General features: G+C 42.4%; 24 protein-coding genes and 1 tRNA gene. 12 read left to right on the top strand and 13 right to left on the bottom strand.

What is annotated here, in order from left to right; translation table 11 throughout:
- Positions 1-9 precede the first annotated feature (9 nt).
- The 7 genes from ACLI08_RS11755 (at position 10) to ACLI08_RS11785 (ending at position 7,635) form a co-directional block, all read left to right on the top strand.
- Positions 10-1,407: an alpha/beta hydrolase family protein gene (locus tag ACLI08_RS11755; RefSeq protein WP_411428686.1), complete on the top strand. Its 1,398-nt coding sequence runs from the start codon at positions 10-12 to the stop codon at positions 1,405-1,407.
- Positions 1,408-1,415: 8 nt separating this feature from the next.
- On the top strand, positions 1,416-1,829 hold the full coding sequence (locus ACLI08_RS11760; protein ID WP_411428687.1) for a PH domain-containing protein: 414 nt from the start codon (positions 1,416-1,418) through the stop codon (positions 1,827-1,829).
- A 3-nt stretch (positions 1,830-1,832) separates the two neighbouring features.
- The gene (locus ACLI08_RS11765; RefSeq protein WP_411428688.1) at positions 1,833-2,246 is read left to right on the top strand and encodes a PH domain-containing protein; all 414 of its coding nucleotides are present in this window, start codon (positions 1,833-1,835) and stop codon (positions 2,244-2,246) included.
- Between the two features lie 109 nt (positions 2,247-2,355).
- Positions 2,356-4,191 (top strand): peptidase M61, encoded by a 1,836-nt coding sequence (locus ACLI08_RS11770; protein WP_411428689.1) that lies wholly within the window; start codon positions 2,356-2,358, stop codon positions 4,189-4,191.
- A 179-nt stretch (positions 4,192-4,370) separates the two neighbouring features.
- Positions 4,371-6,227: a T9SS type A sorting domain-containing protein gene (locus tag ACLI08_RS11775; RefSeq protein WP_411428690.1), complete on the top strand. Its 1,857-nt coding sequence runs from the start codon at positions 4,371-4,373 to the stop codon at positions 6,225-6,227.
- Positions 6,228-6,372: 145 nt separating this feature from the next.
- Positions 6,373-7,104, top strand: coding sequence for a DUF4369 domain-containing protein (locus ACLI08_RS11780; protein WP_411428691.1), 732 nt, complete (start codon positions 6,373-6,375; stop codon positions 7,102-7,104).
- Positions 7,105-7,182: 78 nt separating this feature from the next.
- Entirely contained in the window at positions 7,183-7,635 is a 453-nt protein-coding gene (locus tag ACLI08_RS11785) for a hypothetical protein (RefSeq protein WP_411428692.1), read from the top strand.
- Positions 7,636-7,895: 260 nt separating this feature from the next.
- Here ACLI08_RS11785 and ACLI08_RS11790 read toward each other — a convergent pair.
- The 10 genes from ACLI08_RS11790 to ACLI08_RS11835 all read right to left on the bottom strand — a co-directional run bounded on the left by ACLI08_RS11790 (position 7,896) and on the right by ACLI08_RS11835 (position 16,913).
- Positions 7,896-7,972: transfer RNA gene (locus ACLI08_RS11790), tRNA-Thr, on the bottom strand.
- Positions 7,973-8,054: 82 nt separating this feature from the next.
- On the bottom strand, positions 8,055-8,321 hold the full coding sequence (locus ACLI08_RS11795; protein WP_411428693.1) for a hypothetical protein: 267 nt from the start codon (positions 8,319-8,321) through the stop codon (positions 8,055-8,057).
- 59 nt (positions 8,322-8,380) lie between these two features.
- Positions 8,381-9,346: a type I phosphomannose isomerase catalytic subunit gene (locus ACLI08_RS11800; RefSeq protein WP_411428694.1), complete on the bottom strand. Its 966-nt coding sequence runs from the start codon at positions 9,344-9,346 to the stop codon at positions 8,381-8,383.
- A gap of 13 nt (positions 9,347-9,359) precedes the next feature.
- A complete protein-coding gene (locus ACLI08_RS11805; RefSeq protein WP_411428695.1) occupies positions 9,360-9,770 on the bottom strand; it encodes a 6-pyruvoyl trahydropterin synthase family protein in 411 nt (136 codons plus the stop codon).
- 73 nt (positions 9,771-9,843) lie between these two features.
- Positions 9,844-10,371: an isopentenyl-diphosphate Delta-isomerase gene (gene idi, locus ACLI08_RS11810; RefSeq protein ID WP_411428696.1), complete on the bottom strand. Its 528-nt coding sequence runs from the start codon at positions 10,369-10,371 to the stop codon at positions 9,844-9,846.
- Positions 10,372-10,497: 126 nt separating this feature from the next.
- Positions 10,498-10,650, bottom strand: coding sequence for a DUF2256 domain-containing protein (locus tag ACLI08_RS11815; RefSeq protein WP_411428697.1), 153 nt, complete (start codon positions 10,648-10,650; stop codon positions 10,498-10,500).
- Positions 10,625-11,932, bottom strand: a complete 1,308-nt coding sequence (locus ACLI08_RS11820) for an ABC1 kinase family protein (protein ID WP_411428698.1) — start codon at positions 11,930-11,932, stop codon at positions 10,625-10,627. The genes ACLI08_RS11815 and ACLI08_RS11820 overlap by 26 nt, the downstream gene beginning before the upstream one ends.
- Positions 11,933-12,025: 93 nt before the next feature.
- Complete coding sequence (locus tag ACLI08_RS11825) at positions 12,026-12,694, bottom strand: TetR family transcriptional regulator C-terminal domain-containing protein (protein WP_411428699.1); 669 nt, start codon at positions 12,692-12,694, stop codon at positions 12,026-12,028.
- Positions 12,695-12,880: 186 nt separating this feature from the next.
- Positions 12,881-14,530, bottom strand: coding sequence for an AMP-binding protein (locus ACLI08_RS11830; RefSeq protein ID WP_411428700.1), 1,650 nt, complete (start codon positions 14,528-14,530; stop codon positions 12,881-12,883).
- 187 nt (positions 14,531-14,717) lie between these two features.
- Positions 14,718-16,913 (bottom strand): RecQ family ATP-dependent DNA helicase, encoded by a 2,196-nt coding sequence (locus tag ACLI08_RS11835; protein WP_411428701.1) that lies wholly within the window; start codon positions 16,911-16,913, stop codon positions 14,718-14,720.
- Positions 16,914-17,004: 91 nt separating this feature from the next.
- On the opposite strand from ACLI08_RS11835, the gene ACLI08_RS11840 reads away from it, so the two are divergent.
- From ACLI08_RS11840 to lptB, 5 genes are all read left to right on the top strand, one after another.
- The gene (locus ACLI08_RS11840; protein ID WP_411428702.1) at positions 17,005-17,970 is read left to right on the top strand and encodes an SIS domain-containing protein; all 966 of its coding nucleotides are present in this window, start codon (positions 17,005-17,007) and stop codon (positions 17,968-17,970) included.
- Positions 17,971-17,979: 9 nt separating this feature from the next.
- Positions 17,980-19,497: a hypothetical protein gene (locus ACLI08_RS11845; protein WP_411428703.1), complete on the top strand. Its 1,518-nt coding sequence runs from the start codon at positions 17,980-17,982 to the stop codon at positions 19,495-19,497.
- A gap of 9 nt (positions 19,498-19,506) precedes the next feature.
- On the top strand, positions 19,507-20,325 hold the full coding sequence (tatC, locus tag ACLI08_RS11850) for a twin-arginine translocase subunit TatC (RefSeq protein WP_411428704.1): 819 nt from the start codon (positions 19,507-19,509) through the stop codon (positions 20,323-20,325).
- Positions 20,325-20,678, top strand: coding sequence for a carboxymuconolactone decarboxylase family protein (locus tag ACLI08_RS11855; protein ID WP_411428705.1), 354 nt, complete (start codon positions 20,325-20,327; stop codon positions 20,676-20,678). The genes tatC and ACLI08_RS11855 overlap by 1 nt, the downstream gene beginning before the upstream one ends.
- An 88-nt stretch (positions 20,679-20,766) precedes the next feature.
- A complete protein-coding gene (lptB, locus tag ACLI08_RS11860; protein WP_411428706.1) occupies positions 20,767-21,600 on the top strand; it encodes an LPS export ABC transporter ATP-binding protein in 834 nt (277 codons plus the stop codon).
- A 15-nt stretch (positions 21,601-21,615) separates the two neighbouring features.
- Here lptB and ACLI08_RS11865 read toward each other — a convergent pair whose 3' ends face one another.
- From ACLI08_RS11865 to ACLI08_RS11875, 3 genes are all read right to left on the bottom strand, one after another.
- Positions 21,616-22,560, bottom strand: coding sequence for a hypothetical protein (locus ACLI08_RS11865; RefSeq protein WP_411428707.1), 945 nt, complete (start codon positions 22,558-22,560; stop codon positions 21,616-21,618).
- Between the two features lie 2 nt (positions 22,561-22,562).
- A complete protein-coding gene (locus tag ACLI08_RS11870) occupies positions 22,563-24,011 on the bottom strand; it encodes an MBOAT family O-acyltransferase (protein WP_411428708.1) in 1,449 nt (482 codons plus the stop codon).
- Between the two features lie 61 nt (positions 24,012-24,072).
- Positions 24,073-26,913: an outer membrane beta-barrel protein gene (locus ACLI08_RS11875; protein ID WP_411428709.1), complete on the bottom strand. Its 2,841-nt coding sequence runs from the start codon at positions 26,911-26,913 to the stop codon at positions 24,073-24,075.

The following is a 26,913-nucleotide window of genomic DNA, read 5'->3' on the forward strand; positions in this document are numbered from 1 at the left end:
AATAACCTCATGAAAAAACTACTGCTTACTGCATTGCTTTGCCTTACGGCTGCCGTTAACGCCCAGGATGCAACGGGCGACTGGTTCGGCCTACTGTCTATCCCCGGCACAAAGCTGCACATAAACCTGCACATAAAAAAAGCCGATAAAGGCTACACTGCCACCATGGACAGCCCGGATCAGGGCGCTAATGGACTGCCGGTAACCACCATTACCATTGAAAACAACACCCTTAATTTCAGTATCCCTTCAGGGGGCATTTCGTATAAGGGAACTGTAGAAGGCAAAAGCATAAAAGGTACCTTTACACAAAACGGTTATAACATTCCGCTTGATTTTGGCAGGGAAGCTCCAAAGGCCGAAGCAGTAAAGCGTCCGCAGGAACCCGTAAAGCCCTACCCGTATTATGAGGAGGAAGTAACTATAAAAAACGACAAGGCAGGCCTTACCCTTGCCGGCACACTTACGTTACCTAAACAGGGCGGAAGCAACTACCCGGCAGTAATTTTAATTACAGGAAGCGGCGCACAAAACCGCGACGAAGAACTACTGGACCACAAGCCTTTCCTTGTGCTGGCCGATTACCTTACCCGCCAGGGCATAGCCGTACTGCGCTATGACGACAGGGGCACCGGAAAAAGCACAGGTAAATTTGCCAATGCCACCACACAGGATTTTGCCACCGATGCCGAAGCAGCCTTTAAGTACCTGAAAACCCGAAAAGAAATCAACCCGAAAAAAATAGGGCTTGCCGGCCACAGTGAGGGCGGAATCGTAGCCCCTATAGTAGCGGTAAACAACCCCGATGTTGATTTTATAGTACTGCTTGCGGGTACAGCTATACCGGGCGATGAGCTTATGGTACTGCAAAATTATATGATAGGCAAAGCTAATGGCATGCCGGAAACGGAACTGACCAAGCTAAGTGCCATTAACCGCAACATATATAACCTGATTAAGGAAGAAGAAAACATAACGGTGCTAAAAACACGCCTTCAGGCGGCGTTTAACAAGGACCTTAAGCCTATACTTGTAGCTAACGGCATACCGGAGCATCAGGTAACCAGCTATATAGAAATGCAGGTGAGTGATATTACATCGCCTTGGTATGTAAATTTTATACGCTACAACCCGGCCCCTACTTTAGAAAAAGTAAAATGCCCCGTGCTGGCTATTAATGGCAGTAAAGATGTGCAGGTTTCGGCTAAAGCCAACCTTGATGCTATAAAGCGCATTGCAGAAAAAAGCGGCAATAAAAAAATTACAACGGTAGAGCTGGAAGGCCTTAACCACCTGTTCCAGACCAGCACTACAGGGGCACCTACCGAATATGGCGAAATTGAGGAAACCTTTGCCCCGGCAGCGCTTAAAACGGTAGGCGACTGGATACAGCAGCAGGTTAAATAAATCGCGTTATGGCAACCGTATATAAAACCGCATACAGCACAGTATTGATTATTCTTTTAGCCGTTGTAATTGCAGGCTCAATTGCTATGAGCATTATGAATAGTGCACTATTAGGCACAATCATTTTAGTGCTTTGCGGTATCTATGCCGGGTACGTTTATGCTAACTTCAGATACATTATAGACAACAATGTACTACAGATAAAATGTAGACCATTGTACGCTACAAAAATCAACATTGGCGAAATCCGTAAGGTAAACGAAACCTTTAGTATATTAAACCAGCCTGCCGGGTCGTTCCACCGACTGGAAATCATATACAAGAAGTTTGAAAGCATACAGATTTCACCAAAGGAGAAAGATAAATTTATGGCACAACTTAAAGCAATAAACCCCAGTATTGAATTTCATCTCAAAAAATAAGAAATGGCCACCGTATACCGTTCTAAAATAGGCATTGAACTTGTAGTACTACTGGCAGCAGGTATGACGCCGGGATTTATTACCGCACTTGCCGATGATAAAAACAACGATCCTGAACTTCCGTGGATACTGGGTGGCGTGTTTGTCTTAATCATTGCACTCATGACAAGCACCCGCTATAAAATAGACGGCAACCTGTTGCGCATTTATGTTTTAGTATTTCAGTACAGACCCATAGACATTAGCGCCATAACCCAGATAAAAGAAACCAATAACCCGCTGAGCGCACCCGCGGCATCGCTGGACAGGCTGGAGCTAAAACACGGCACTAAAAGTATTTTGGTTTCCCCAAAAGATAAGCAGGGTTTTATAGCGTCGCTGCAACGCATAAACCCGAACATAAACTATACGGGCTGAACAAAATTAAAAAATGCCGGCAGATTATATCTGTCGGCATTTTTTTGCGTTATTAGCAGTAACAAAAACACCAAACGTTCTACTTATAAGGAACTGAAAACATAATCTGATGAATAAATTAGTATGCACACTGGCCCTGGCACTTTCTTTAGGAAGCCTGGCACATGCACAGAAAAGCAAAGACATTAAGGTAAACATAGACCTTGAAAACATTAAGGACGACAAAGTTATGGTTACCGTAACCCCGGAAGCTATAAAGGGTAAAACCACTACTTATTTTATCCCTAAAACCGTTCCCGGCACCTACAGCACAGACAACTACGGCCAGTTTGTAGAAAACCTTAAAGCCTACGATAAAAAAGGCAAGGAACTACCCGTTACCAAAGGCGACGAAAACTCATGGAAAATAGATAACGCTGATAAACTGGTAAAAATAACCTACCTGGTAAACGACAGCTTTGATAACGAAAAAGAGAAAGAAGACCCTATTTTTTCGCCAAGCGGAACAAACATTCTTGCAGGTAAAAACATATTACTAAACACACACGGCTTTGTAGGGTATTTTGATGGCCTTACCGAAACCCCATATACGGTTACCGTAACGCACCCGGCAGAACTGTGGGGCGCTACCAGTATGACCGACCTTAACCAAAGTAACACGGTAGACGAGTTTAAGACATCGCGCTACCTGGAGCTTACTGAGCACCCGGTTATGTATGCCAAGCCTGATTACACTACGTTTACTGCCGAAGGCATGGATATTATCATAGCGGTATATTCGCCAAACGGTAAAGTTAAGGCGGCAGACGTAACCCCTATGCTGGAAAAAACAATGCGTGCGCAAAAGAAGTTTTTGGGCAACATAAACAACAATAAAAAATACGCCGTACTAATTTACCTGTCGGGTATGGATAAGGAGGACGCTACAGGATTCGGCGCGCTGGAACACCCTACGTGTACTACTGTGGTAATGCCGGAAGTAATGGAAAAAGATCAACTTGCAGAACAGCTGAAAGACATTGTTTCGCATGAGTTTTTCCATATTGTAACACCGCTTAGCGTACACAGCAAGGAAATTCAGTACTTTGATTTTAACAACCCTAAAATGAGTGAGCACCTTTGGATGTACGAAGGTATTACCGAATATTTTGCTAACCTGTTCCAGGTAAACCAGGGGCTTGTTACAGAGGAAGAATTTTATACCCGTATGGCAGAGAAAATAGAGCACGCCAAGGAGTTTGACGATACCATGCCATTTACCGTAATGAGTAAAAACGTGCTTGAAGCGCCTTACAAAGACCAGTACCGCAACGTATACGAAAAAGGTGCACTTATAGCCATGTGCCTTGATATTACGCTGCGCGAGCAAAGTAACGGCCAGCGCGGCATACTTAGCCTAATGGGCGAACTGAGCCGTACCTATGGTAACGATAAACCGTTTGACGATGCCGAGCTGTTTAACAAAATTACCTCTATTACCTACCCTGCAGTAGGTGAGTTCTTTAAAACCTACGTATCGGGTAATACGCCTATTAAATACCAGGATTTCTTTGCTAAAATGGGTGTAACCCCTGCCATGAGTACTAAAACGGGTAACCCGTTCCTTAAAAATATGCAGGAGCCACTTATTGGCGTAGACCAAACCAAAGTAATATTTGTAAGGCCAGACCTGGAGCCAAATGCATTCTTTACCACACTTGGCATTAAAAAAGGCGACAAACTACTGGCTATAAACGATAAGGCTTACAACCTGGACAACATTTACGACCTGATTACCGAAAGCCTTTCCTGGAAAGAAGGCGATGCTATTTCGGTTAAAATAAGCCGCGATGGCAAAGAGCAGGTGGTTAAAGGAAAAGTTAAACTACCTACCGAAGAAGTAAACGGATGGAAAGCTACCGATGCTTCTAAGGCTAATGTGCGTAATGCATGGCTTAAGGGGTAATCCAGGAATATAATAACACTATTAAAAACGCATCCCTCACGGGGTGCGTTTTTTTATTACTATTTTTCTTAAAAAAACCGATCTTTAAATATTTCAAATCACTAAATATATTATTTTCACAGCGTGTAATTCGCTTAAAATTCAACTTAAAGAGATTTATAAACTTCAACCAATACTTTATGAAAAAAATATTACTTCTTTTCTTTTTTTTGATGTGCATAAGTGCACAATCTCAGTCTACTAATACATGCCCGGAACCAAGTATGATTTTTGCAATAGAGCAAGGTCAAACCATGATTTTACCAAACACCGTAACCAACATTGACCAGGGACGTATGGGCTGTTTGTATGACACTTTTAACATTAGGTGGTTTAAATTTTTAATTGCTCAATCTGGTGATTTGAGACTGATAATTACACAAAAAAACTATCAGGGACAACTTATTGATGTTGATTTTGCTGTATGGAAAGATAACGGATCGGCTAATTATTGCCAAACCCTGGCCACTGTTGCACCTACAGATTGCAGTTACTCCGCCTCAGCAATAGAAAACCTAGATATAACTAACGCAGTTGCCGGAGAAGCTTACCTACTGGCGGTAACAAACTATAGCGCTCAGCCCGGGACTATAGAATTCGAGTATAATTCAGGAAACACAGCATATATAGGTAATCGCAACGCCTATGTTACAGCATTTTTAGACGGCAACCAAAATGGAATTCAAGAAACAAATGAGCCTATTGCGCCATACGGTCATTTTTTGGTGCAACAGGAGGGCAGCCAATCCGTTGAGGATTTATTTTACAGTAGCGGAAGAATACAGTTAAATACTGAAAACAGTAGCACTTCGTATAATGTTTCTTACGTTATACCAGAACCTTATGCGCCATATTTTCATGTAAATCCTTCCGGATCTCAAAATATTGTACCACAAGGCAGTCCGGATGCACAAAATTATTATTTTGCTGTAAGTAAAATTTCTGATTTTTCAGATTTGGGTGTAAAAATAGTGCCTTTAACCACACCCCGGCCAGGATTTACAAATAGACTGAGACTGGAATGTCAAAACCTGGGCACGATAACTTCTAATGGAACCGTTACTTTTACCATACCTGCAGGACAAACTTTTACGGTAGTTCCAGACCAGGCTATAAACGTATCACCTACAAGTTTTACCATTGCTTACACGGATTTGGCGGCTTTAAGTACTTTATCATTTGAAACAACTGTATACACACCACCTACAACTGCGCTCGGAACACTTTTTGCGTATTCAGCTGCCATAGTAAGTAACGTTGAAGAGATAGACAATACTAATAATGCGTATAGTTCTGCACTGAGGGTTATCGGCTCTTACGACCCTAATGATGTTACAGAGTCACGAGGAAAACTTGTACCTGTAAACACCTTTAATACAGATACAGACTACCTGTACTATACCATCCGTTTTCAAAATACAGGGACTGCAAATGCAAGTTTTATAAAAGTGGAGCAAACACTTAGCGATAATATAATCCCTGAAACTTTCGAAATGATAAGTAGTTCGCACAATTACGTGGTAAAAAGAAGCGGAACCAGTGCTATATGGAATTTCGATAACATAAACCTTCCTTACAGGTCAGCAAATGATTTAGGAAGCCAGGGATATATTTATTACAGAGTTAAAGCGCGCCCCGGTATTGTGGTAGGCAGTACTATTGATGCTAGTGCAGCTATATATTTTGACTACAATCCACCTGTAATCACACAAACTTACCAAACATTGTTTACCGAAGATACTTCAGGCACAACGGATGTAAAAACAAACCGTTTTGTACTATACCCTAATCCCACAAAAGATAGCGTAAACATACAGGCAACTGATAATATTACAGCAGTTACTGTATACGACATTAGCGGCAAAACGCTAATCAGCAAACCTGTAATCAACGGGCAAAATGTATCACTGTCGCTTGCAGGCTTACAATCAGGCACGTATTTTATTAAGGTAGCTACAGAAAAAGGCAGCAGCACTAAAACGCTTATAAAACATTAATAAATAACCAACATAAAAGAGGGGCTTACAGTTTACACACTGTAAGCCCCTTACTTTATATATCTGTACAAAAAAACGTTGTAGGCATAGTATGCTGCATATTTTTTATTACTTTGCGGTCACTTTTTTAACACACAAAATTCAGATGAAAAAAATACTTGTAGCGGTAGCCACGCTGGCTGTTTTGGTAGCTTGTAAAAATGAGGAGCATACCGATGCCAATGTACATATAACCGGCAACGTAAAAGGATTTAAAAAAGGGCGTATTTTTATAAAAGAGCTTAAAGATACCAGCCTTGTAAATATAGATACTATAGAGGTAGATGGTGACTCTAACTTTGCCAGCCATCTTAAAATGTCCGAACCGGATATGCTATACATGGTTATAGACCGCGGTACTACCGAAAGTATAGATGATAACCTTCGCTTTTTTGCCGACCCGGGCGACGTTACCATAGAAACTACACTAGATTACTTTTACTCAAGGGCTAAAATAAAAGCGGGCCGCAACCAGGAAAAGCTTACCGAGTACGAGAAATTAAAAAAACGCTTTACAGATACCCGCCTTGAGCTTATAGAGCGCAACATTATGGCGTCTAAATCAGGTAATAAAACAAGGCTGGACAGTATTGCTAAAGCAAGCGATGATAACACCAGGAGGAGCTACCTGTTTACGGCAAATTTTGCTCTTAATAACGGCGATTATGAGGTATCGCCATATATTGTACTAAGCGAAATCCCGGATATAAACTCAAAATATCTTGATACAATAGTAAAGAGAATGACACCAAGGGTGGCAAAATCAAAGTATGGAAAAATGCTTGTGCAGCACCTAAAAGAGAATAAACAAGCTGAAAACACAGCTAATATTCAGTAAATTAAGATTTTTATTGGGAGTATTGACTTGTGTAGGTAAAATACATTAATTTAGTACTCCCAACTAAAATCAATTGTTTTGAAACCAACAAACCTATTACGAATTGCCCTGTACTTTTTTTCGGCGTCATTCCTTACACTGATGTATGGCATATTTGCGGTGCTCCCATCCGCAGAAAAAAACGTCCATTTAAGTATTGCAGATACTGATATCCTGCTTGATAAATTTGAGCTTACCATTGTATTTAAAGTAGGTTTGCTGGTTATATCTATAGGATACCTCATAGCTGCAAAACTGCACCTACCACTGATTTCGGCTTTAACCATGCTGCATGCACTGCTTACCTTTGGCAGCATGATTTGCTGCGGTATATGTTCGCTGTTACTTTCCCGACCGGTAATGGAAAACGTGGCGTTTTGGCTCGTGGCTACATCTCTTGGCGCACAGCTGTTGTTTGTAATCAATATTGGCTACGGTATGTTAAACAGGAAGATTTGCCCTAAAAGGTTAAGCGAAATGGCGCGTTCTTAATAAGAAAATTCAATAGGCAGAAAACAGCGTTTTATTTTCCTTTTTCAGACACTTTTAATCACGCAACATACAAGCGAATTACCTAAGTGGTGTTTATTGATTTAAACACCAAGAAATACTTTGCGCACACTCAAAAGAAAAGCTAATAGTAGATTTTATTGCTAAACATTGGTTCTGTTTTTTTTTGCGTGAAAAAAAATAAGACTTAGCACAAACCATATAAAAACAAAAAAACCACCTCTAACGAGGTGGTTTTTAAATGGAGCCGATGGAGGGACTCGAACCCACGACCTGCTGATTACAAATCAGCTGCTCTAGCCAGCTGAGCTACACCGGCGCGACTCATTTACGAGTGCAAATATAAGAGCGTTTTTTAATTTTCCAAAACAAAATTTGCACTTTTTAATGATTTTTTTTGCTTACAGCGCATTTAATTTCTCAATAAGCTGAGTAGCAGTTTCTTCCAGTTTCTGGTTGATTTGCTTAAAATGAGCCTTCTTATTTTCTACATTTTTAGCGTTTACGTCTTTCATAAGATCATCAAAAGCTGCAATAGCTTCTGTTACAATAGCTTCACCCTGTTCTGTAGGTTTTCCGCCTGTTGCAAGCTCATTAATGTATACTGCTTCAATAATATCACCCAGTACAAAGTTGATGTCTTTTTTAAGGTTTCTTACGTTTGCCATTGTTCGTTTTGTTTAAAATTTATTAAGTGCAAAAGTACAACTTCCTCCCGATATACGGGTTAGGAAATGTATATTTCCAGCAAAGTAGCGTTACCGCTAAGCGTATAGCCCTTTAAAGCGGCAGGAACCAGTATGGTATCGCCCTTTTTAAAGCTGTGTGCTGCATTATCTGCCGTAAGAGTATACTCGCCCTCAGTGCATATATAAACCGTAAAGCTGTCGCCGGTTTTATTCACTTCTACAGTATCGGTTAGTGGCAGGTAGTTAGTAGTAAAGTAAGGGCAATCTACCATGGTGTTACTCTTGTTCTCTACCTTTTCATACTGCTTTTCGGTATCCGTAAGATCGTAGTTCATAGCATCAAGAGCGAGTTCTACGTGCAGTTCACGGCCATTACCGTTAGCATCTACCCTGTCCCAGTCGTAAATACGGTACGTAATATCGCTTGTTTGCTGTATTTCGGCAATTACAATACCGCCACCTATGGCGTGTATGGTACCGGTTTCTAAAAAGTACACATCGCCTTTTTTAGCAGGCACCTGGTTAAGTATATCTATAAGCTGTTTGCTTTCCAGTTTTTCCAGATACTCATCGGCACTTGATTTGTGGTTAAAGCCTACAATAATACGCGAGCCCTCATCGGCCTGCATTACGTACCACATTTCGGTTTTACCAAATGAGTTATGGCGCTCCTTAGCCAGGGCATCGTTAGGGTGTACCTGTATACTCAGGTCTTCGCGCGCATCTAAAAATTTAAACAACAGCGGAAACTGCTTTCCAAAACGCGCGTGTACCGCAGTACCCAGCACCTCATCCGGAAACTGATCCAGTAAATGCGTTAGGGGCTTGCCGGCAAAAGCACCGTTTTTAACCACACTTACATTACCCGGCACTGCCGATAGTTCCCAGCTTTCGCCGGTTGTAGGTGTAGGTATGTCTTTACCTAAATCATCTCTCAGTTTTGTTCCGCCCCAAATCCTGTCTTGCAATATAGGGGTAAAAATAAGCGGGTAATTTAATTCCATAATTGTGTAATGGTTAATGTCCTTTATAGGTTACAAAGTTTCTTGGTGTTTCATACAAGGTAATTTCCAGGGCGTTTTCGGCGGCTATGTTCGGGCGTATCCTGTTCCATATTACTACCGCTATATTTTCGGCAGTAGGATTAAGGTTAGCAAAATCAGCTACCTCCAGGTTAAGGTTTTTATGATCAAAAGGCTCTTCTACTTCCTGCTTAATAATATCCTTCAGCACCTTTACATCGATTACAAAACCCGTTTCCGGATCTATTTCACCGGTTACGCTTACTATAAGCTCATAGTTATGCCCATGAAAATTAGGGTTACTGCATTTACCGAATACATTAAAATTTTGCTCGTCGTTCCAGTCCTTGCGGTACAGGCGGTGTGCGGCGTTAAAATGCGCAGTGCGGCTTACGGTTACTTTCATCTTTGGTTATCAGTTTTAAGTCGCAGTCGCATTCACAGTTTTCAGGTAGCTACCTGAAAACTGCGACTGAAAACTATATTGTATGTTCTTCTAAAAAGTGATAAAATTCTTCAAATATTATACGGAACCAAATGGTATATTGTTCCGGGTGTAGTACCATATCTGCCTTTATATCTTCTATGGCCATCCATTTCCAGTTTTCGGCTTCATCAGGGTTTAGTACCGGGTCATTTTCATAACGCCCTATAAGCACGTGGTCAAACTCATGCTCGGTGAGCCCGTTGTCGAATGGCGCTTTGTAAATAAAGGAAAAAAGTTCCTTTAAATCCGTGGTAAACCCCATTTCTTCCATAAGCCTGCGCGTACCGGCCTGTATGTTTGTTTCGCCTTCGCGCTGGTGGCTGCAGGTAGTATTAGTCCACAACAGTGGCGAATGGTATTTATGAGCAGCGCGCTGCTGCAGCATAATTTCATTTTTGGTGTTTAGCACAAAAACCGAAAATGCACGGTGCAGCAAAGCTTTTTCATGCGCTTCTATTTTTTCCATAAGCCCTATAGGCTCGTCTTTTTCGTTTACCAGTATTACCTTTTCTTCAGCCATAGTGTTTCTTAGCTTTCAAAAATAAGAAAAGTTTTGCGGAAAATAACCGATTAACGTTTTGTTATCTTTTGTTTTGCTTTGCCTTATAAAAACGGCGCAGATAAAACTGCGCCGCAACCTTGTTTATTAAAGCTTCCTGCATTTATCGCTGCAGTACTTTACGTTTTCCCAGTTTTTTTCCCACTTTTTGCGCCACGAAAATTCCCTTCCGCAGGCTACGCAGGTCTTTACCGGTAAATAGGATTTGTTCCCTTTATGCGATGTATTTCCTGAAGGCATAAATATCTATCTGTGCACCTATGTCAAACAACAGGCTATACAACCCGAAGAAGGTGCGGTTTACGTAAATAAAATGCTTACTACCACGGTTACCGTTCATTTTTCGCAGCACTTTGTCATTGGCAAACTTTTCGCTCAGTGCGGCAATCGCATTACTAAAAGAAGGATTGCCAAAATCAAAATGCTCGTACCTGTAAGGTTCTACAAACACGCCAAGCAAATCATGGAACAGGTTAAAGAAATACGCTTCTTCTTCAGGAGAGTCGTCGTTCCGCAATACTTGTAGCTGATACAGCAACTCTTTAAACCGTACATGGTTTTCCATAGTTTCGGGCTTAATCATGTTATAGTAGGGCACATAAAAATCTGCCGGAAGCGCCTTCATGCAGCCAAAGTCTATAGCAATGAGGTTAGCGTTTTCATCTACGAGGAAATTACCCGGGTGCGGATCGGCATGAAACTTATGCAGCCCATAAATCTGGTACATATAAAAATCATACAACGCCTGGCCTACCTTGTTCCGTTCTTCCTGGGTATGGTCTTCTTTACACCATTCCGAAAGGTGCTTGCCCTTCATCCAGTCCATGGTTATGATTTTTTCGCAACTCAGTTCCGGATAATATTTCGGGAAACGGATATTTTCCAGTTTAGCACATTCCTGGCGTACCGTTTCACTTTGCGAAAGTTCCAGTGAATAATCGGTCTCCTCAATCAGCTTGCCCTCTACCTCATCAAAATACTCATCACTGGTACCCTGCAGGTTAAACATACGTACTGCTATAGGCTTTACCATGGCTATGTCTGTACCTATGCTTTCGCGCACACCCGGATATTGTATTTTTACCGCAAGCTCCTTGCCGTTCTTTGTAGCCTTATGCACCTGCCCTATGCTTGCCGCGTTAATACTTTCGGGGTTAAAGTCGTCATACAATTCGTGCGGTTCTTTACCAAAATACTTGCGGAAGGTTTTCGTAACCAGTGGCCCTGATAAAGGCGGCACAGAAAACTGGCTTAGCGAAAACTTTTCTACGTAGCTCTGCGGCAGCAGGTTTTTTTCCATACTCAGCATTTGGGCTACTTTTAGCGCGCTGCCTTTCAGCTCCTTAAGGCTGTCGTATATATCGGCGGCGTTATTTTCATGCAGGGTATCTTTGCTGGTTTCGGGGTTTACTATCTTTTGCCCGTAGTACTTAAGATAATTACCTCCTATTTTTACACCTGTAGACACAAGTTTACTAACCCGCTCAATTTTATTGGTGGGTATACTGTCTAATCTTTTCATGTTTCTTTGATTTAGCTGTTGGCTAATCGTTGATGGTTATTAGCAAAGGGAGTATACCCCGATAACTAAAAACCATCAAACAATAACCGGGTTTTACACCGTAAACTTTTCCTTCCAAAGGAATTTACCCAGATCTACCAGGCTGTTAATCGGCGAATTATATACAAGATCATTACTTGCCTTAACCGACTTTTCTATAAACACATCGGTTTTTTCAAAGCTGGCAGAAGTATCGCCCATCCAGAATTTAAAAATACTAAGGAACTGCACCCATGCACCTTCTTTAAGGGCGTCTTTTTGTATTTTCTCGGCGCGCGGATGTTTAAGGTCTACAGGGTTTTCTAACACTGCGGCAGCATATTCTGTAAACACCTTACGAAGTTCGCGTAGCTTCATAAGATTTTTAAGTGCATTACTGCCCTCGCCCAGGCTGTATACCACAAAGCTGCGGTTTGCCGTAGCGATTTCAAAAAAGGTAAAATATATAGCCGAAAGTTTTTCAACTCCGGTGTAAGCGGCATACGCAGGCGATTGTTCCTGAAGCTCTACCGCATGGTTAAACATTTCTACAAAATACGATTGTTCCAGCACCTCAAACGAAGGGAAATGCTTGTAAAACGCTCCCTCGTTATAGCCGTTATCTTTGGCAAATTTATACACGGTTGCCGGCTTGCTGCCATGAGTAAGGCAGTAGTCTGCATATTGCTCTATAATCTCTGCACGGGTAGGCACTGTTGGTTCTTTTACTTTTTTGGTTGCCATAACTTTACTGATTTAATCAACACATACAAATTTAACAACTGTAGTGCCAAACACTGTACATACATTTGTTAATAATCGTTCAAAAAAAATGAAAGAGCACTTCGCTGTTTATGTCTTATCGTTCATTACGCATACCATCTTTTTCAATTTGGACTTTTGACTTTTGACTTTCGCCTTTTGACTATTTTAAGACGTTTTAATCTGCAACAGCTTCTCTAACCCCAGCTCTTTAATCGAAATCTCACGCATTTCTACTTTGCGCACTTTCCCGGTTATAGTAATCGGGAAACTATCTATAAATTTCCAGTAGTGCGGTACTTTATAGTGGGCTATGCGGTCTTTACAATACAGCTTTAAATTATCTTCGGTAAGGCTGTGGTTAGGGCGCGGCTTTACCCAGGCCATAATAACCTCGCCGTATTTTTCGTGGGGCACGCCGATTACCTGCACATCTTCAATCTCGGGATGCGAATATAAAAACTCCTCAATTTCCCTTGGCGAAATATTTTCTCCACCTCGTATAATCACGTCTTTAATACGGCCCGATATGTTTATATAGCCCTCATTATCCATTACGGCAAGGTCGCCGCTGTGCATCCATCTGGCACTGTCTATAACAGCCGATGTAGCCTGCGGGTTGTTCCAGTACTTAAGCATTACACTATAGCCGCGCGTGCACAGCTCGCCCGGTGTGTTTCTAGGTACTATTTCGCCGGTATTAGGGTCTATAATCTTTATTTCGAGATGATCCTGCACAGTACCCACCGTGCCCACCTGTTTTTCTAACGGGGCACCTATAAGGGTTTGCGTACTAACGGGTGATGTCTCCGTCATGCCATAGCAAATGGAAACCTCTTTCATATACATTTTGCTTTGCACCTGTTTCATTACCTCAACCGGGCAGGGCGAACCTGCCATAACACCCGTACGAAGGCTGGTAAGGTTATAACTATCAAAATCAGGCAGGGCCAGCTCGGCTATAAACATAGTAGGCACCCCGTAAAGCGATGTGCATTTTTCTTTTTCTACTGCCTGTAGCGTAAGCGAAGGATCAAAGCTTTCTGCCGGGATAACCATGGCGGCGCCATGGCTGGTACAGCACAAATTCCCTATTACCATACCAAAACAATGGTAAAAAGGCACGGGTATACATACCCTGTCGGCATTAGTATATTTAAGGCGTACACCTATAAAATAACCATTGTTTAGCAGGTTGTGGTGGGTAAGCGTAACCCCTTTAGGGAAACCTGTAGTACCCGAAGTATACTGAATGTTTACCGGTTCATCAAACTGAACAGCCATCTCTAACGCCTCTAAATCTTCATCAGAGATACCGCCCGTCTTTGTAAGTAGCGTGTCCCAATCCCTGTCCAGGAAAATGGTTTCTTTAAGCTCAGGGCATTTTGATTTTACCTCACCTACCATTTTAGCATAGTCGCTGGTTTTAAAGGTAAGTGCCGATACCAGCAGGCTAACCCCACTTTGATTGAGTACAAACTCCAGCTCGCTGCTGCGGTACGCCGGGTTAATATTTACCAGAATAATACCCACGCGCGCCGTAGCATATTGCAGCAGCACCCATTCGGCACGGTTTGGCGACCACACTCCTACCCTGTCACCCTTTTTAAGGCCTTTGGCCAGTAATGCTTTGGCCACGGCAGTAGTTTGATGGAAAAATTCTTTATATGTGGCACGGTAGCCCTGTTGCACACACACCAAAGCATCGTTATCAGGAAAGCGCTGTGCTGTTATAGCAAGGTTTTGGCCTATGGTTTGACCTAAAAGCGGTTGTTCTGAAGTACCGCTGGCGTATGAATATGATGTAAGGTTATCCAACTTTATAGTATTTGAAATAAGCTAATTTAATTAAAAACGTTTGTTACGCATGTTAAATTGATATACATAATACATGAACGCTAGACTACACAAATAAACACTGTGCCGGAGCCATGTAAACTAAAACAAAAAGTCCTGAACCATAAACCGTTCAGGACTTTTTAATTTCTATTGAAAGTGCAGCGTTTTAATTAGCCACCTCGCTTATAAATTTAATACGCATAAGCCTAAGCTCTTCGGTATCATAATCACCATCAAACTCCTTAAGGGCATCTTTAATGCTATCGCTTTCGCTTTCCATGTAGTAATCGTGTATTTCTTCCTGCTGGTCTTCATCCAGTATTTCGTCTACCCAATACTTAATGTTCAGCTTAGTACCACTGTATACAATTTGTTCCATTTCCTTAAGCAGCGCATCCATATCGAGCCCTTTGGCACGGGCTATGTCGTTTAAGGAAAGCTTACGGTCTATGTTCTGGATAATGTATAGCTTAAGGCTGCTGTTAGCTCCGGTAGTTTTCACCACAAGGTCATCCGGCCTGGTAATGTCGTTATCCTGCACATATCGTGCAATTAAATCTACAAACTCCTTACCGTACTTTTTAGCCTTGCCTTCGCCCACACCATGCACGCTACCCAGCTCCTCAAGATTAACAGGGTATTTTAGCGCCATATCTTCCAGCGACGGATCCTGGAACACCACAAACGGAGGTACACCCAGTTTTTTGGCTACTTTTTTACGCAGGTCCTTCAACATGCTTATAAGCACCTCGTCGGCTACGCCACTACTTTTAGAGGCTGTTGCACTGGTATCATCTTCCGTTTCGGTAAAGTCATGATCCTCGGTCATCATAAACGAAACCGGGTTATCTATAAATGCTTCCCCTTTTGGAGTAAGTTTTAAAATACCGTAAGTTTCTATATCCTTGTCCAGCAAATCGGCTACAAGCGCCTGGCGTACAAGCGCCATCCAGTGCTTTTCGTCAAATTCCTTACCCGACGCAAAAAACGGCTGGGCATCGGTTTTGTGTGCCTTTATAACGGCATTTATTTTACCGGTAAGGGTAAAAATAATTTCTTTGGCTTTATAAAGCTGCTTGGTATCGCGCACTACTTTTAGCAGGGTAACCACCTGGTCTTTAGCTTCGGTTTTCTTTTTAGGATTACGCACATTGTCATCCATATCAGCACCTTCGCCGTTAACCTCGTCAAATTCTTCCCCAAAATAGTGCAGCAAAAATTTACGGCGGCTCACAGAAGTTTCGGCGTATGCTACCACTTCCTGAAGCAGCGCATAGCCTATTTCCTGCTCTGCCACCGGCTTACCGCTCATAAACTTTTCAAGCTTTTCTATGTCTTTGTAGCTGTAGTACGCCAAGCAGTGCCCTTCGCCGCCATCACGGCCGGCACGTCCCGTTTCCTGGTAATAGCTTTCCAGCGACTTAGGAATGTCATGATGAATTACAAAACGTACATCGGGCTTGTCTATACCCATACCAAAGGCTATGGTAGCCACCACCACATCTACATCTTCCATAAGGAACATATCCTGGTGGCGGGCACGGGTTTTAGCGTCGAGCCCCGCGTGGTACGGCACAGCACTAATACCGTTTACCTGAAGCACCTGCGCTATTTCCTCTACCTTTTTACGGCTAAGGCAATAAATCACACCGCTTTTACCCTTATGCTGGCGGATAAATCGGATAATATCTCCCTCTACCGTTTTTTGCTTAGGGCGTACTTCATAGTACAGGTTTGGCCTGTTAAACGACGCCTTAAAGGTATTGGCATCGGGCATATCCAGGTTTTTAAGAATATCCTCCTGCACCTTAGGCGTGGCTGTGGCGGTAAGGCCTATTACAGGCACATCGCCCAAATTGCGTATAATATTGCGGAGGTTACGATATTCCGGACGGAAATCATGCCCCCATTCTGATATACAGTGGGCTTCGTCTATGGCTACAAAAGACAACGGTACGCTTTGTAAAAACGTAGTATATTCTTCCTTGGTAAGCGATTCCGGCGCTACATAGAGCAGCTTGGTAATGCCGCTTGTAATGTCTTGCTTTACCTGGTTTATTTCTGTTTTCGTAAGGGATGAGTTCAGCACGTGTGCTATGCCCTGCTCAGCCGAAAGGCCTCGTATGGCATCTACCTGGTTCTTCATAAGGGCTATAAGTGGAGAAACCACTATGGCAGTACCGGGTAGCACAAGGGCGGGAAGCTGGTAGCAAAGCGACTTACCTCCGCCGGTAGGCATAATCACAAAAGTGTTCTGGCCTGATATTATACTGCGCACCACATCTTCCTGCAGGCCTTTGAACGTGTTAAAACCAAAATATTTTTTTAACTCTTTATGTAAGTCAATTTCGGTCGATTTCATTATTTCAATAATAGTAATTTACATAAATTTGCAGAGAATAAAGATACAAAAATCTTTTATAACAGCAACTTACTTTAAATATTTCGATCGATTGACTGATACAGAAGCAATACTGGCTACTGCCAGGAAAACCATACTTTCTGAAAGTGAGAGCATTGCTGCACTTGCCAGCTACCTGGACGACGACTTTACACAAACCGTAAACCGCATATACAAATCAGAAGGCCGTACCGTAATTACCGGCATTGGTAAAAGCGCACTCATAGCTGCCAAGATAGTGGCTACGCTAAACAGCACCGGTACCCCATCGTTATTTTTGCATGCTGCAGAAGCCATTCATGGCGACCTGGGCATGGTACAGCCCGGCGATGTGGTTATTTGTATAAGCAACAGCGGCAACAGTCCCGAGATAAAAGCCCTTGCCCCGCTTATTAAGCGTTTTGGCAATACACTGGTGGGCATGACAGGGAATAAAAACTCTTTCCTTGCAAAAGAATCCGACCTTGTACTTCATTCGTATGTAGAACGTGAGGCGTGCCCGCTAAACCTGGCACCCATGAACAGCACCACGGCACAGCTGGTTATAGGCGATGCACTGGCAGCCTGTCTTATGGAGCTAAGAGGATTTACGCCCGATGATTTTGCAAAATACCACCCAGGGGGTGCACTGGGTAAAAAACTGTTGCTCCGCGTACAAGACCTGCTCGATGTAACACGCAAACCTATGGTACAACCTACCGACAGCGTAAAGGTGGCCATACACGAGATATCAGACAAAAGGCTTGGGGTTACTGCGGTTATAGAAAACGGAACAGTAGTGGGCGTGATTACCGATGGCGACGTGCGCCGCATGCTTAACGACCGCGATAACATTGCGGGGGTTACAGCAGCAGACATAATGACTAAAAATCCAAAATCAGTAAGTGCTGCCGCCATGGTTATAGATGCCTTTAACACTATGGAAAACCACGCCATTACACAGCTGGTTGTTGTAGATAACGGCGAATATAAAGGCATACTGCACCTGCACGATATTTTAAAAGAAGGAGTTGTATAAAACCATTTTATGGCAAAAAGAAAGGTTGTAACTATTTTGATTACCCTGCTTTGGCTTTTTGCCATTCCTTTTGCCTTTGCCCAAAATATTACCGATTTTAAGAGGGTAACCCCATCAGCACAGTATAAGCAGTTGGGAGGTTATATTTATTGCAGGCTTACCCACGGTGTTATAAACATTAACGTAGCCATGCAGCGTGAAGATGCATCGGAATATTTTATGCCTGCCATGATGCAGTTTATTATAAACGGCAAGCCTGTGGGCGATATAAAGTTTGCCGGGTCTGAAGAGCCTTTTGATGAGTTCTTGCTGTATTATAACGATAAGTCAGGTGAGTATTACGTTTTCCAGCAACAATATGAAGACCTCTTACTGTATTATGTTGTATATCATATTTCGGAGGGTGGATTAGTATTTGAAGGGGAATATGATCATCCTTATGAGCAGTTTATCGACCAAAGGTTTACCGATGTATCCATTGCCAAAAAGCAGCAGGGAGCTGAGACAATCATTACTTTGACCACGACGAAAGGCGAGAGCCTGGGGTTGAATAAAGATACATATGTTTCCAGTGGTACTTACACTTATGTAAACCAGCCTTTACTGGATAAACACAAGGCATTTAACTGGCAAAAGGGTTTTGTACCCATGCTGAAAAATACCATAAACTTTGACCTTAACGGCGATGGTGAGTCTGAAATGTTTCATATTGATTGGGCAAAAAAGGAAATAAAGTACGGTAACACCGATGCACAGTTTATGTTGCAGGAAAAGAATGCAAGCCGTTATATACGTTTTGAAGGTGATACACTGGCATTTTCTATGTCGGAAAAAGGCAAAGACGGAAAAGATACCTATACCTACTATTTTTCAATTTCACCAAAATACAATACGGCTACATTGCATAAGTACAACCTACTTCGTTATCGGGCCTACAAGGATGCAAAAGGGAAGCTGATAGTGCCATGCAATTTTGAACAGGAATATTTTCCCATTTTTTGGGGGCATGTACCCACGCTGGAACGTTTTATTCTTGATGAAAAAAAAGATGAATCCTTCGGGCACGGGTGGTATGTAAGGAAATTTACGATAAACGGGCTTTTGAAGTTGTTTTCGGGTAGTAAATATGCTAATGATTTTCCAAACAGATGCGCACCCGTGCCCGACGAAAGAGAAATAGAGCTACTGAGTAAAACCTATCCTCTTACCACTAAAAACGTGCAGCAATATAACGATTTGGCATATTATCTGTTGGAATTTGATCCGCAAGATGATTACAGAAGGGACAGGTTAATATATTGTTCACTACTTTTGCTGGAAAATATTACAGAAAAGTTTCCCGACAGGGTTGTAGCCTGGCTAAACTTAGGTGATGTAAACTGGGCGCGTAGTAATAAAGATCATGATAAGGGCGAGGCAACAAAAGCCTACAAAAAATACCTGGAGCTGATGAAAGCCCAGGGCAAGGATATGAACAAGGTGCCGGCACGTGTATACGAGCGTATGGCAAAATATAAAAAAGGATAGTTGCATTTTATGGCAAAAGAAAAGAACAATACAGGCGAAATGTCGTTCCTGGATCATTTAGAGGAGCTACGATGGCTGCTGGTACGCAGCAGTGCAGGTATACTTATAGGCGCAGTAATAGCCTTTACGTTTAGCCGCGAAATTTTTGACGATGTAATTTTCGCGCCGCTTAAGGGCGACTTTGTTACGTATCGTATTTTTTGCGACGCCGCTAACAAATACGACCTGGATAAAAGCTTTTGCGTTACCGAAATTCCGGTTACCATCATTAGCCGTAATATGGACGGGCAGTTTACTACCGACATCTGGACGGCTATTGTGGCAGGTATTATCATAGCATTTCCGTACATCCTGTATCAAATATGGAAGTTTATAAGCCCGGCGTTGTACGAAAAAGAACGTAAAGGCGCAGTGTCGTTTATTACCGGCACTTCGCTGTTGTTTTTCCTTGGTGTGGTTTTTGGATATTACCTGATTATGCCGCTTTCCATAAACTTTTTGGCTAACTATAAGATCAGTGACATTGTTGTAAACAACGTAGACCTAGACTCGTACCTTAGCCTGGTTAAAACCACGGTACTATCGTGCGGCCTAGCGTTTGAGCTGCCGGTGATTATTTATTTCCTTGCAAAAATGGGACTGGTTACCGCTGCATTTTTAAGAAAATACAGGCGTTATGCACTGGTAATTATTCTTATAGTGGCAGCAGTTGTTACTCCGCCCGATGTAGTGAGCCAAATGACCGTAACCATACCGCTTATAATTTTATATGAGGCCAGTATACTTATTGCGGCCCGAACTAATAAAACCCCTAAAACTGCTGAATAATGGCAAACTTAGTAAACGAATTTAACGACTACCGCCAGAAAATGAACGAAAAGCTTCTGGCAGATGATAATAAAGTAATTAAGCGTATTTTTAACCTGGACACCAATGCTTACATGGAAGGCGCGCTCGACGTGAAAACCAAGGAGCTCCTGGGGTTGGTAGCCAGTGCAGTGCTACGCTGCGACGATTGTGTAAAATACCACTTGGAAACCAGTTATAAAGAGGGGCTTACAAAAGCTGAGGTTATGGAAGCGCTAAGCATAGCTACCCTTGTAGGTGGCACCATAGTAATACCGCACCTGCGCCGCGCTTACGAGTTTTGGGAAGCGCTGGAGGAAAATGCATCAAAATAATGTAACAGTGTATCAATTATTTAATGTAGCAACGCGTTAGCGTATTAATTGATACATTTAAAAATTGCTACATTAAACAATTACAACCATGAAGTTAAGGGCAGACAATTTAATCAAAACATATAAGGGCCGTAGTGTGGTAAAAGGCATTTCGGTTGAGGTAAACCAAGGCGAAATCGTGGGTTTGCTAGGGCCAAACGGTGCCGGTAAAACCACTTCGTTTTACATGATTGTAGGGCTGGTAAAGCCTAACAGCGGTAAAATATACCTGGACCAGACCGAGATTACTAATTTCCCTATGTATAAGCGCGCACAATACGGTATAGGATACCTTGCCCAGGAAGCATCGGTATTCCGTAAGCTGAGTATTGAAGATAACATTATGAGCGTGCTGCAACTTACTAACCTTTCTAAAAAAGAACAGGAAGCCAAGATGGAGGCGCTTATAGACGAATTTTCGTTAGGACACATACGTACTAACCGTGGCGACCTGCTAAGCGGTGGCGAGCGCCGCCGTACAGAGATTGCCCGTGCGCTGGCTACAGACCCTAAGTTTATTCTGCTCGATGAACCGTTTGCAGGTGTAGACCCTGTAGCGGTAGAAGACATTCAGCGTATTGTAGCCCAGCTAAAAGACCGCAACATAGGTATTTTGATTACAGACCACAACGTGCAGGAAACCTTAGCCATAACAGATAAAACCTACCTTATGTTTGAAGGAGGTATACTTAAGGCTGGTATACCGGAAGACCTGGCCAGCGACGAAATGGTACGTAAGGTATACCTGGGGCAAAACTTTGAGCTCCGTAAAAAGAAAATCGATTTTTATGCGCCAAGGCCTGGTAAAGAAACAAATACTACAGAAACTGTAGATGCAACTACCGCTACCACAACAGATAGTACTACAACAACCCAAGAATAAAAAACACAAAAGCCGCTACTTAAGCGGCTTTTGCTTTAAAGGCAATACAGTATCTGCCGAAAGGAGTGCTTTGTTAAACAACGCTACCCCCTGCTGATTAAGGTGGTTATTATCAAAAAAGTGCAATGAGTCATTAAGCGGCACCTTACCGTTAAAGTTGTAATAAGGCCCGTATGCAGCCATTCTTTCGCTAAACGCATTGTTATTTTTGCGACGGCTGTAACTTACACGCGGTATGGGAGCATATACCAGTACATAAGGTATGCGCTGCGATTTTATAAAAGCCAGGTTTTGTGCAAAGGCAGTAAACTGATTGTTTTTTAACTTCCATTTTACGGGTTTACCCTTAATATCGGGAGTATAAAATTCCATCTTTCGTTCCACATAGCCACCCGGCACATAGGTATCGTTCTTATCTAATATCGGTTGCAGTTCTGTATGATCCCGGTGTGTAACCTGACGGTACCATGCAAAGGCGAGGGTATTGTACACAACAATATCGTTTATCCCAAATGCCATGTTAAGCATATCGGCCTTAACAGTATCATTAGAAATCAGGTCGGCAGCGCCCTCAGCACCGTCTGCAGAAAATGTACCGGGATAAACTTCATATATAATACAACGTGGTTTTAATTTCTTTAAATAACGCTGCAACAGCACACCGGTTTGCAACGGCGTTTGCGAACTGGAGCCTAGATTAAACATGGTGTAACCGTATTGACGAAAAATACGTGGATCAAATTCCCTATAAGCATGAGATGATCCTAAAACCAAAATATCGGGCGGTGGCGTATTATTTATATCGGCAATACGTAAACCCGTGTCGCTATATCCCCTTGTATATCTCAGGTTACTGTACAGCCAGTGTGGCGCAAACTCTCCCGTTATAATTAATAACAGAAAATAAATAACCACACACAGCGGAGTAAACAAGGCTATATTTTTCAGAAACTTTTTCATACTTAAAACCTGAAATAAATAAATGAGGTTTTATCTGTATTCATAAAAAACAGTACCGCAAAAACCAAAAAACAATACAGTACCCAGCGTAGAAGCTTTGGTTTATCTTTTGCCATTCCTTCAATTGCAAACTCGCGGTTGCTTCCGCGCCATTCTATAATTATGAAACCTACCAGGAGTAACAGCGTAGTAGCAGCATACGGAAAATTATAAAGTAACGGTACCGAAAACAAAGAACGGCTCGCCAAGCCTTTACAGTATTCTGCTGCCTGAACCAAACTCTCCGCCCGGAAAAATATCCATGCCAGGGTGACCAAACCAAACGTGGTACTCATTTTTATTAGGTCTCTCCACGAAGGCCATACTTTAGCTTCGGCAACAGGCTGGCTGGCATATTCGCGATTTCGGGACAAAAGTAATCCGGGCAAAAAATAGAGGGCGTGCAGTAAACCCCATATTATAAAGGTAAATCCCGCCCCGTGCCAAAGGCCGCTTACTAAAAATACTATAAATACATTTCGTACTGTACGTGCCCTGCCCTCCTTGCTACCGCCCAGCGGTATGTATAAATAATCCCTGAACCAGGAGGTTAACGAAATATGCCACTTACGCCAAAACTCGGCTATACTCCTTGAAAAGTACGGGAAATCAAAATTACGCAGCAAACGGAAACCCAGTAATTTGGCTACTCCTGAGGCTATATCAGTGTATCCGGAAAAATCTCCATATATCTGAAACGAAAAAAACAACGCCCCAAGTAAAAGGCTACTACCAGGAAGTGTGGTGTAGTGCCCAAAGATGTAATTAGCAAAATAAGCGCAGTTATCGGCTATTACAAGTTTTTTTACCAAGCCCCACAGCAGCTGCTGTAAGCCATTAACTGCTAAACCGTAATCAAAGCTACGTTTGGCTTGTATCTGAGGGAGCAGGTGGGTAGCCCTTTCTATAGGGCCAGCAACCAGTAGCGGAAAAAAACTTACAAAAAGGCTGTAGTCTACTATATTCCTGCACGGATTAAGGCGTTTATTGTACACATCTATTATATAGGAAAGACCATGAAATGTATAAAATGAAATACCTACCGGCAAAATTAGTTTTAGCAACGGTAGGTGTACAGATAAGCCCATGCCAGTAATTAGCCCCGCCAGAGAAGACGCAAAGAAATCATAGTACTTAAATACCCCCAGCAACAAAAGGTTTGCCGTAATACTTATAGCAAGCCAGGCTTTCCTGTTTTTTGAATACACTACTATAGCATGCGCACAGGCAAAATCCAGTACGGTAGAAAACGCAAGTAAAAAACCAAAACGCCAATCCCACCAGCAATAAAAAACATAGCTGGCGGCAAGCAGTAGCACATTTTGCCAACGCCTTCTTTTTTCACCGGCCAGGTAATAAGCCGCGAAAACAATAAGGAAAAATACTGCAAAAGTTGTGGTTGTAAACAGCATACAATGCAAATATAGCCGCTATATTTAAATGGCAGCGAGGAACCGGTAAAGATTCGGGAATTTAAGGCATACGGCGCATACGGCCTCCACCCGGCATGCCTCCCCTGCCCGGCATACCTCCCTGAGAGCCGCGTTTTTTATTGCCAAAGTTGTTTATCTTCCACGTAAGGGAGAACATGGCGTAACGCTTAAGCACTGTGTTTTGTAAATCAGTAATACCCGAAGCGCTTATGGTACGGCTGTTGCCAAGGTTTTGGTTGAGTATATCGTATACTTTTACCTTAAACAAAAACTGTTCTTTGTAAAAGTTGTAACCAATGCTGGTATTCCACAAAAAGAAATCTCGCCTGTACCCTGCCGAAAGCTGCGAGTTGTAGGTATAGGTAAAATCATTACCCATTACAAAGTTCTTAGGCCAGTAATTGGTTATAATAAGCGATGCTTTATGCACAAAATTACTCACCTGCCCCACGGAATAATTGGTGTACTGGGCATCGTTAATATTGTAGGTATAACTTGGGTTAATAGTCAGCACTTCGCCTAAATCATAGTTAACATTTACCGTTGGGCTTAACGAAAACCGGTTAGCACTATAAAGGCGGGTGTTTAGGTACCCGAGGCTGCGGCTGTAGTTAGCGGTTAAACCAATGGTATACCGTAGATTGTTACCCGATTCTGACTTTACATTTTTATTGTAATTACCGCCAAAGTAGCTGGAGTAGCCGCCGTTTATATTTTCATAGGTAGTAGTACGCTTACCGTTATCGGCCAGGCTGGTGTAGTTTACAATCTGGGTTTCGTTAATGGTACCTCCGCCATATAACGAATAACCCGAACGCGTGGCAAAGTTGTAGTTATTAAAGTACAACGATATGTTATGGCTTTTTTCGGGAGAAAGGTCGGGGTTACCTACTGTGGTACTTAGCGCATTACCAAGATCTGAAATTGGCAAAAGCTGCGATGCTGAAGCAAATGAGGTATTAAAATTATAACTTAACGTAAGGCGCTTACTTTTAGCAAAATTGTACCTGAACCGTGCATTAGCGGTGGGCAGCACGTAGTTTTTATTCACTTTGTAATCACTACCCATGTAGGTGCCGTAGTTATCAAAACTGTAGATACCTGTACCTGCCTTTACAGTAATGTTATATTTTTTCTTATCCAGGCGCAGGCTGGCATACGGATTTGTGGTAACCGTGGTAGAATTTAAATAAGTGGTAATAACATCAGCTTCGTTATCATACGCGCCTGTAGCCGGATTAAAGTTATACCCCTTTTGGTCGTCTGTGCTTGAAGACCATTTGTAGACCGAACCTATTTCCAGGTTTAAAGAATCGGTGACTGGCTCAGTATACGAAACGTCTATGTTATAATTATCCCGGAGGCTCCTGCTGCGCTGAAGCTGGTTCCTGTTATCTGTGGTACCTGTGTTGTAAAACGAGGTATTAGTAATGTTATAGTAGTCACTATCTGTATTATTGTTGTTATTGCTAAACTCTGCACTAAATGCACGCCCGCGCTTACCCAGCACTTTGTTATACGTAAGGGTACTGCTAAAGGCCGTACTAAGCGCATCGTTACTGGTAGTACCATTACTCTCATTCAGCAGGTTGCCCAGCTGGTCTGTGGTATTTTGTGTATTCTTTGTGGCACGGCTTGTATCGGTACGTACAAATTTTGGCCTGAAATTAATTGTAGAAGTACTATCAGGCTTAATGTCAAACTCAGTATTAGCAGTATGCGAAGTGTTTATGCTACGGCTGTCAGACGCGCTGCTTGTTATCTGGCTTTCGCCTGTGGCCGCTCCGTTTGCATCAGTAAGAAAGGTTTCGTTACGGCTGCGGGTGTTATTTTTAGTATCGGTATCATTGTAAAAATAACTTGCCGAATGGTCAAACCCTTTCTTATACTCATCGCTGTAATTTACACCGGCAATATTGGTTACCGTAATACCATTACCGCCACCACCTACCGGAACGCCGTTAACGTACGTAGTTCCACTGCCGTTAGTCCACATCATCATATTACGGCCGCCACCCATACTGTCAAAAATATCGTCGTTACTAAAGCCCGAGGCGTTAATGTTATTACTTGATGCTAACAGGCTAATCTTACGGTTGTTTTTAAAGTAGTTAATGAGTCCGTTTGCTTCATAGCGGTCGTTAGTACCATACCCACCCGTAATCCTGCCGAATACACCCTTATTTTTGTCTTTGTCTATAGTAAGGTTAATACTGGCGTTATCGCTATCGGCCTGTTTTTTTTGCAGTTCCTCTTTTTTGGTCTTAAAATCCGAAACCTGGATTTTTTTAATCAGTTCTGCCGGCAGGCTCTGTAGTGCTATTTTTCCATCACGGTCAAAAAACGGCTTACCGTTTACCAGTATTTGGGTTACCTGTTTTCCGTTTACGGTAATTTTACCGGAAGCATCTATGTCTACGCCGGGCAGCTGTTTTAACAAGGTTTGCACATTACTGTCAGGCCGTACTTTAAACGATGCAGCATCAAACTCGAGTGTATCTTTTTTTACCCTAACCGGTGGTATATCTGCCTGTATTACCAGCTCTTTAAGCTCGGTACTCTTATCCGTAAGTTTAACTACACCAAAATCAGTATCCTTCGCTAAAGGCTCGTAGCGTTTTTCGTAATTGCCAAACCCCACAAACGAAACTTTAAGCAAAAACGGTTGGGACACCCCTCGGGACTTCATTTGCCAGTTTCCTTTGTTGTCTGTAATGGTATAGTCTATAAGGGTAGAATCTTTAGCAGAGCGTATGTATACCGTAGCAGCCTCAAGGGGTAAGCCGCCAGGATCCTGTACGCTGCCTTTAAAGGTAACCGACTGGCTGTAGCCAAAGACACAGCCTGCCAGGAGCAGGATAAAAAGGAATAGTTTTTTCAT

Origin of the sequence: Flavobacterium sp. RNTU_13, from assembly GCF_046614455.1 — a bacterium.
Classification (GTDB): Bacteria; Bacteroidota; Bacteroidia; order Flavobacteriales; family Flavobacteriaceae; genus Flavobacterium.

Bases quoted from the DNA above. Each gene is read 5' to 3' on its own strand.
- ACLI08_RS11825 (WP_411428699.1), bottom strand. From the start codon at position 12,694: ATGGCAACCAAAAAAGTAAAAGAACCAACAGTGCCTACCCGTGCAGAG.
- ACLI08_RS11805 (WP_411428695.1), bottom strand. From the start codon at position 9,770: ATGAAAGTAACCGTAAGCCGCACTGCGCATTTTAACGCCGCACACCGC.
- tatC (WP_411428704.1), top strand. From the start codon at position 19,507: ATGGCAAAAGAAAAGAACAATACAGGCGAAATGTCGTTCCTGGATCAT.
- ACLI08_RS11800 (WP_411428694.1), bottom strand. From the start codon at position 9,346: ATGGAATTAAATTACCCGCTTATTTTTACCCCTATATTGCAAGACAGG.
- ACLI08_RS11865 (WP_411428707.1), bottom strand. From the start codon at position 22,560: ATGAAAAAGTTTCTGAAAAATATAGCCTTGTTTACTCCGCTGTGTGTG.
- ACLI08_RS11795 (WP_411428693.1), bottom strand. From the start codon at position 8,321: ATGGCAAACGTAAGAAACCTTAAAAAAGACATCAACTTTGTACTGGGT.
- ACLI08_RS11765 (WP_411428688.1), top strand. From the start codon at position 1,833: ATGGCCACCGTATACCGTTCTAAAATAGGCATTGAACTTGTAGTACTA.
- ACLI08_RS11835 (WP_411428701.1), bottom strand. From the start codon at position 16,913: ATGAAATCGACCGAAATTGACTTACATAAAGAGTTAAAAAAATATTTT.
- ACLI08_RS11855 (WP_411428705.1), top strand. From the start codon at position 20,325: ATGGCAAACTTAGTAAACGAATTTAACGACTACCGCCAGAAAATGAAC.
- ACLI08_RS11815 (WP_411428697.1), bottom strand. From the start codon at position 10,650: ATGCCTTCAGGAAATACATCGCATAAAGGGAACAAATCCTATTTACCG.
- ACLI08_RS11780 (WP_411428691.1), top strand. From the start codon at position 6,373: ATGAAAAAAATACTTGTAGCGGTAGCCACGCTGGCTGTTTTGGTAGCT.
- ACLI08_RS11775 (WP_411428690.1), top strand. From the start codon at position 4,371: ATGAAAAAAATATTACTTCTTTTCTTTTTTTTGATGTGCATAAGTGCA.
- ACLI08_RS11755 (WP_411428686.1), top strand. From the start codon at position 10: ATGAAAAAACTACTGCTTACTGCATTGCTTTGCCTTACGGCTGCCGTT.
- ACLI08_RS11875 (WP_411428709.1), bottom strand. From the start codon at position 26,913: ATGAAAAAACTATTCCTTTTTATCCTGCTCCTGGCAGGCTGTGTCTTT.
- ACLI08_RS11770 (WP_411428689.1), top strand. From the start codon at position 2,356: ATGAATAAATTAGTATGCACACTGGCCCTGGCACTTTCTTTAGGAAGC.
- ACLI08_RS11760 (WP_411428687.1), top strand. From the start codon at position 1,416: ATGGCAACCGTATATAAAACCGCATACAGCACAGTATTGATTATTCTT.
- ACLI08_RS11820 (WP_411428698.1), bottom strand. From the start codon at position 11,932: ATGAAAAGATTAGACAGTATACCCACCAATAAAATTGAGCGGGTTAGT.
- idi (WP_411428696.1), bottom strand. From the start codon at position 10,371: ATGGCTGAAGAAAAGGTAATACTGGTAAACGAAAAAGACGAGCCTATA.
- lptB (WP_411428706.1), top strand. From the start codon at position 20,767: ATGAAGTTAAGGGCAGACAATTTAATCAAAACATATAAGGGCCGTAGT.
- ACLI08_RS11845 (WP_411428703.1), top strand. From the start codon at position 17,980: ATGGCAAAAAGAAAGGTTGTAACTATTTTGATTACCCTGCTTTGGCTT.
- ACLI08_RS11870 (WP_411428708.1), bottom strand. From the start codon at position 24,011: ATGCTGTTTACAACCACAACTTTTGCAGTATTTTTCCTTATTGTTTTC.